Consider the following 5,702-nt stretch of genomic DNA (forward strand, 5'->3'; position numbering starts at 1 on the left):
TGCACGCCCGACGCGACGCTGCGTGCGGCGGCGCGGCTCGCGACCGGCGATCTCGCGGGTGCGGCGGCTGCGTTGCCGGGTGTCGGGCATGCAGCACTGCTCGCGAGTTACACGCATGCGTTCGATTGGTTGTTGATCGGGCTGGCGGTCGTGACGGTGCTGTGTGCGGGGGTGGTGTTTGCGTTTCTCGGCGGGCGACAGGCAGCTAATGAAACGGGCGGCGACACCGACGAGCACGCGCATACCGACATGCCGGTGCGCAGCCGGCTCGAAGCGGCTTGTGTGGAGACGCACGGGCGTTGAGCGTCGCGTCGTCGCGCAGGGGCGCTCCGGCCACGGCGGCCGGAGCGCCGTCTTGTTTCGTCATCGCTGCATTCGCCCGCTGACGATCAGCCGTGTCCATCACGCCAGCACCAGCGGCGGCAGCGCCGCATCCGCCCGTGCCTGCGCCTGTTCCACTTCAATCACCACATAGCGCCGCGCATCGGGCCACAGATGCGCGCGGCTTGCCACCTCCTCGTCGATCGTCGCGCGGCCCTGCACGAGCCAGGCTGTCTGGCGCACGAAGTCGACGAACAGCAGCGCGACGGCCGGATTCACGAGCAGGTTGCCGATCGTGTTGAACAGGTTGTTGCCCGCGAAGTCGGGCAGCACGAGCGTGCGGCAGTCGGGCATGTCGACGAGCGGCTCGAACGAGCCGTCCGCGCGCGGCTGGCGGCCGCGGTACGAGCAGTCGCTGTTGCCGTCCGCGTCGGCGGTCGCGACGATCAGGAACGCCTGCTCGCGGATGAACGCGATGGCGTCGTCGGTCAGGGGGCCGCGGTCGTTCATGGTGTCGGTCGGCGCACATGCCGTTGCGTGGGAATGCGTATGGCGTACGCAAGCGACATGCCACGCGGCGTGGCCGGCAGCCGTGCGCAGGTGTGTCGGCGCACTGTGGAAATTTCGAACACCGTGCCGGCGCGCTGTGCAGTCGCACTGTTCAGAATCGGCACACCCGCCATGCTGCGTCGGTGAACACGGCACGGTGCGCACGCGGGCCGGCCGTGGTCGCCGCGCTTCCGTCCTGCTTCCGTCCCGTTTGGCACGCATGTTGCGTAAACGGGTGCAGCGCAATTCCAACCGGCGCTGTACTCACACAAGCACGATGAACAGGAGACATGTATGAACCCGTTTGACCTGAAGCAACTGGGCCTCGACGTCGAATACCCGTACCGTCAGCAATACGACAACTACATCGGCGGCAAGTGGGTTCCGCCGGTGAAAGGTGAGTACTTCGAGAACGTGTCGCCGATCAACGGCCAGCCGTTTTGCCGTATCCCGCGCTCGGGTGCCGACGACATCGAGGTCGCGCTCGACGCCGCCCATGCCGCGCGCCGCAAGTGGGGCAAGACGTCCGTCGCGGAACGCGCGAACCTGCTGCTCGCCGCCGCGGACCGGATGGAAAAGAACCTGAAGCTGCTGGCCGTGGCCGAGACGATCGACAACGGCAAGCCGCTGCGCGAGACGATGGCGGCCGACCTGCCGCTCGCGATCGACCACTTCCGCTACTTTGCGGGCTGCATCCGCGCGCAGGAAGGCGGCATTTCCGAAATCGACGACAACACCGTCGCGTATCACTTCCACGAGCCGCTCGGCGTCGTCGGCCAGATCATCCCGTGGAACTTCCCGCTGCTGATGGCCGCGTGGAAGCTCGCGCCGGCGCTCGCGGCTGGCTGCTGCGTGGTGATGAAGCCGGCCGAGCAGACGCCCGCGTCGGTGCTGGTGCTGATGGAACTGATCGGCGACCTGTTCCCGGCCGGCACGATCAACATCGTGAACGGCTTCGGCAAGGAAGCGGGCGAAGCGCTCGCGACCAGCAAGCGCATCGCGAAGATCGCATTCACCGGCTCGACGCCGGTCGGCAAGCACATCCTGCGCGCGGCGGCCGACAGCCTGATCCCGTCGACGGTCGAACTGGGCGGCAAGAGCCCGAACATCTTCTTCGCCGACGTGCTCGACCAGGACGACGCGTTCCTCGACAAGGCGCTCGAAGGGCTCGCGATGTTCGCGCTGAACCAGGGCGAAGTGTGCACGTGCCCGTCGCGGATCCTGATCCAGGAATCGATCTACGAGAAGTTCATCGAGAAGGCGGTCGCGCGCGTCGAGCGCATCAAGGCCGGCCACCCGCTCGACCTGCAGACGATGATCGGCGCGCAGGCGTCGCAGCAGCAGCTCGACAAGATCCTGTCGTACATCGACATCGGTCGCGGCGAAGGCGCGCAATGCCTGACGGGCGGCGAGCGCACGGCGCCGGCGGCGGAACTCGGCACGGGCTACTACGTGAAGCCGACGATGCTGCTCGGCAACAACAAGATGCGTGTGTTCCAGGAAGAGATCTTCGGGCCGGTCGCGTCGGTGATGACGTTCAAGGACGAGCAGGACGCGATCGAACTCGCGAACGACACGTTCTACGGGCTCGGCGCAGGCGTATGGACGCGCAACGGCACGCGTGCGTACCGGATGGGCCGCGAGGTCGAGGCCGGCCGCGTGTGGACCAACTGCTACCACCTGTATCCCGCGCACGCGGCGTTCGGCGGCTACAAGCAGTCGGGGATCGGCCGTGAGACGCACAAGATGGCGCTGTCGAACTATCAGCAGACGAAGTGCCTGCTGGTGAGCTACCAGGCCGAAGCGCTCGGGTTCTTCTGATCCGCGCGTGGGCGTCCTGGCCGGCCGGCAGTGGTATGCCGGCTGGTCAGGGTGCCGAGTTTCAGCGTCAGCGGCGAAGTGTCGGATGCCGGATGGTCGTCGATCGCGTGTCGCGCCGGGCGACGTGGCTGCCTGGCCGACGGCCGGTGCGCGGATGCGTGCCGTGCGGCCGACCGGTGATCCGGAGATTGGCCGTTTCCGCCCATTCGCATTCGTCACCCGGCGCCGGCCGCGCATTGCCGCGGCCTTCGCCGGAAACGATACCGATGGTCGTTTGCTCGCGGCGGCAAGTTGAGCCGGCGCGCCGGACGTAAAACCCCATGTCAGAACCGCCCCGATCCTATCCGCGCCATCCCGTGTTCCACGCGGGCGAGCTCGACGCGCATCACCGCTTTGGCGTCGCCGACGAAGCCGAGCGGATGAGCGACGTCGTGACGACGCGGCTGAGCATCGGCGTGCGGCAGTTCATCGAGACGCAGCCATTCATGTTCGTCGGCACGGCGTGTGGCGGGCAGGCGGGCATGACCTGCGACATCGTGCAGAGCCGGCGCGATGCGAACGGCGACCTGCTGCCGGTCGTGCGCGTGATCGATACGAAGACGCTGCGCTTCGTGCTGCCGGTGTACGGCGAGAACGACGGCGGCCGGGTCGACGCGGCGCGGTGCAATGGCAGCGGCGTCGGGTTGCTGTTCGTCGACTTCATGCGCGGTATCCGTTACCGGATCAACGGGCGCGCGACGATGCGTACGGATCTGTCCGAGGCGGATGCGGCGCCCTGGCCGGCCGGCAGCGCGATCGTCGAGCTGGCGGTCGCGCAGGCGTACGGCAATTGCGGCACGCGGGTCGTGCGGCTGCGGCCCGCGAACGGCGGCTAGCCGGCCGTCGCGTATCGCCGACGGAGCGGAGCGTACCGGGTGCGCCGGCGTGGCGCGTGCCGCACTGGCGGGGTGCGTACGGCAGCGCGTTTGGACACGCGTGCATGTCGCGCACAGGCCGTGAAGCGTCGAATGAAGGGCTTTGCGCGGGTCGCGCACGGTTCGGCACGGGACTTGCGTGACAGGCGCGGTTCCGGGCAGGAGAGGGAGGACACGATGGACCAACACGTGGCGTGCAGCGAAGAACCGACGGCCGAAGACACGCGGCGCAACGCGCAGGGCGACGATGCGCTGGCCGGGCAGGCAGTTGTCAGCGTCGCACATGACGCGGACGAGCAGGCGCGCAACCTGATCGGCTGGCGGCAGACCTATGACCAGCTCGCGGCTGGCCGCTTCGTCGGCACGCTGACCGAGCTGCCGCTCGACACGATGAAGCTGTTTCGCGAATCGACGAGCCACCTGCTGCGCCAGGCGTGCGAGGTGCGCGGCGATGCGTACTGGTTCGGCATCCCGCTCGTGTGCGACGGCACCGCGCGCGTCGATGCGTGCCGCATCGGCCCTGGCGCGCTCGCGTTCCGGCCCGGCAACGTCGAATTCGAACTGGTGACGCCCGCGCAGTTTTCGATCTACGGCGTCGTCGTGCGCGGCGACGTGCTGCGCCGCTATGCGGAGGAGGTCGAGCGACGGGCGCTCGACGAGCGGTTGTTCACGCAGCGCGTGATGCAGGTTGGCGATGCGCGGCTCGCGCGCCTGTGTGCGTTGCTCGGCCGCCGGCTCGATGGTGCGGTGGCGATGGCCGGCCCGCTGGCCGACGCGCAGCGCGACGACCTGCAGGCCGAGGTGCTGGCCGCGCTGTTCGACGCGTGCGCGCAACCGGCCGACGACGAAACCGGCCGCGCGCCGTCGATGCGCCGCTGGATCGTCGAACAGGCACGCGACTACGTGCTCGCGCACCGCACGCGCCCGGTCGGCGTGCCCGAGCTGTGCGAGCAGTTGCACGTGAGCCGGCGCACGCTGCAGTACTGCTTCCAGGACGTGCTCGGGATGGCGCCCGCCACCTATCTGCGCACGCTGCGGCTGAACGGTGCGCGGCGTGACCTGTGCGGCCGCGCGGCCGGTTCGGTGCAGGATGTGGCGGAGGCGTGGGGCTTCTGGCATCTCAGCCAGTTCGCGACCGATTACCGGCGGCTGTTCGGCAAGCGGCCGTCGGAGACGCTGCGCGATCGCGCGGTGGTGGTGGCGGTGGGGTGAGCGCGGGGCGGTAGTCGGAGCGGTTCTGGCTTTGGCTTCGATGCTGGTTTCGGCACCGGCACCGGCACCAGCTCCAGCTCCAGCTCCAGCTCCAGCTCGGCTCAGGCTCAGGCCCAGGCCCAGGCTCACACGGCGCGTACCCGCAGCTACGCTTTCGGCCTCGCAACTGGCCGCCGCACCCTGTTTCCCTAATCGGCCGCAGCCGCCGCCTCGCGCGGCGCGGGCCACGCCAGCGCATCCCAGTCGATCGCGCGATAGGCAGCCTCGACCGCCGCGAGATCGGCCGGTCGCTCGCTGCGATGCAGCCCGCACAATTCGGTGGGCACGTCGAGCGCGACAGGCACGCAATGCGGATAGTCACGCACGCGCAGCGCCGGCCCGATCGTCGTAAAACACGCGAGCGTCGGCACGTCGAAACCGTCGGCGAGATGCAGCGCGGCCGTGTCGGGCGCGAACAGCAGGCTGGCACCCTTGACCCATGCGATGAACCGGGCCGTATCGTCGGCCGCATCGGCGCTTACGTCGACATAGGCGGGATGCGAAACGGGCCCGAACCCCGCCACTGGCAATCCATAGCGCTGCGCGAGTTGCTCGACGAACGTTGCCCGCAGCGGCGGCGGCACGCTACGCAACGCGGTGCTCGCGGTCGGGCAGAACAGGACGTACGGGCGTCGCCAGTCCTCAGGCAACGCAGGCAGCGGCAGCCGCGCGAGCCAGCGGTTGCGCTTGGCCGACGCCGGCACCGACGCGGGTTCCACACCAAGCGCGTCGAGGAAGAAATCGATCATCGGCAGTCGCGCGAACGCGGGCCAGTACAGGTGATTGCCGACGTCGATGCACGGCGCATCCGCCGGCAGCGCATCGGCGGGGTACGGCAGCGCGCGC

At 68.9% G+C, this 5,702-nt stretch carries 5 protein-coding genes and 1 pseudogene; 4 read left to right on the forward strand and 2 right to left on the reverse strand.

Annotated features, from left to right (window positions below; translation table 11 throughout):
* Positions 1-303 (forward strand): annotated as a pseudogene (locus G3N93_RS32420) (MFS transporter); the annotation flags it as partial.
* Positions 304-402: 99 nt separating this feature from the next.
* Here the strand turns inward: G3N93_RS32420 and G3N93_RS32425 are convergent.
* Positions 403-831, reverse strand: a complete 429-nt coding sequence (locus G3N93_RS32425) for a pyridoxamine 5'-phosphate oxidase family protein (RefSeq protein ID WP_241026782.1) — start codon at positions 829-831, stop codon at positions 403-405.
* A 333-nt stretch (positions 832-1,164) separates the two neighbouring features.
* On the opposite strand from G3N93_RS32425, the gene G3N93_RS32430 reads away from it, so the two are divergent.
* The 3 genes from G3N93_RS32430 (at position 1,165) to G3N93_RS32440 (ending at position 4,817) form a co-directional block, all read left to right on the forward strand.
* On the forward strand, positions 1,165-2,691 hold the full coding sequence (locus G3N93_RS32430) for an aldehyde dehydrogenase family protein (protein WP_174940180.1): 1,527 nt from the start codon (positions 1,165-1,167) through the stop codon (positions 2,689-2,691).
* Between the two features lie 320 nt (positions 2,692-3,011).
* Positions 3,012-3,566: a hypothetical protein gene (locus G3N93_RS32435; RefSeq protein WP_206134793.1), complete on the forward strand. Its 555-nt coding sequence runs from the start codon at positions 3,012-3,014 to the stop codon at positions 3,564-3,566.
* Between the two features lie 216 nt (positions 3,567-3,782).
* Positions 3,783-4,817 carry a helix-turn-helix domain-containing protein gene (locus G3N93_RS32440; protein ID WP_206134794.1) on the forward strand — a complete coding sequence of 345 codons (1,035 nt, stop codon included), beginning with the start codon at positions 3,783-3,785 and terminating at the stop codon, positions 4,815-4,817.
* A gap of 188 nt (positions 4,818-5,005) precedes the next feature.
* Here the strand turns inward: G3N93_RS32440 and G3N93_RS32445 are convergent.
* On the reverse strand, positions 5,006-5,702 hold a 697-nt coding region (locus tag G3N93_RS32445), incomplete at its 5' end, for a glycosyltransferase family 9 protein (protein WP_374196527.1).

Source organism: Burkholderia sp. Se-20378 (genome assembly GCF_017104665.1).
In the GTDB taxonomy this organism is placed as follows: Bacteria; Pseudomonadota; Gammaproteobacteria; order Burkholderiales; family Burkholderiaceae; genus Burkholderia; species Burkholderia lata.

Coding starts and splice junctions, on each gene's coding strand:
- G3N93_RS32430 (WP_174940180.1), top strand. CDS start 1,165: ATGAACCCGTTTGACCTGAAGCAACTGGGCCTCGACGTCGAATACCCG.
- G3N93_RS32425 (WP_241026782.1), bottom strand. CDS start 831: ATGAACGACCGCGGCCCCCTGACCGACGACGCCATCGCGTTCATCCGC.
- G3N93_RS32440 (WP_206134794.1), top strand. CDS start 3,783: ATGGACCAACACGTGGCGTGCAGCGAAGAACCGACGGCCGAAGACACG.
- G3N93_RS32435 (WP_206134793.1), top strand. CDS start 3,012: ATGTCAGAACCGCCCCGATCCTATCCGCGCCATCCCGTGTTCCACGCG.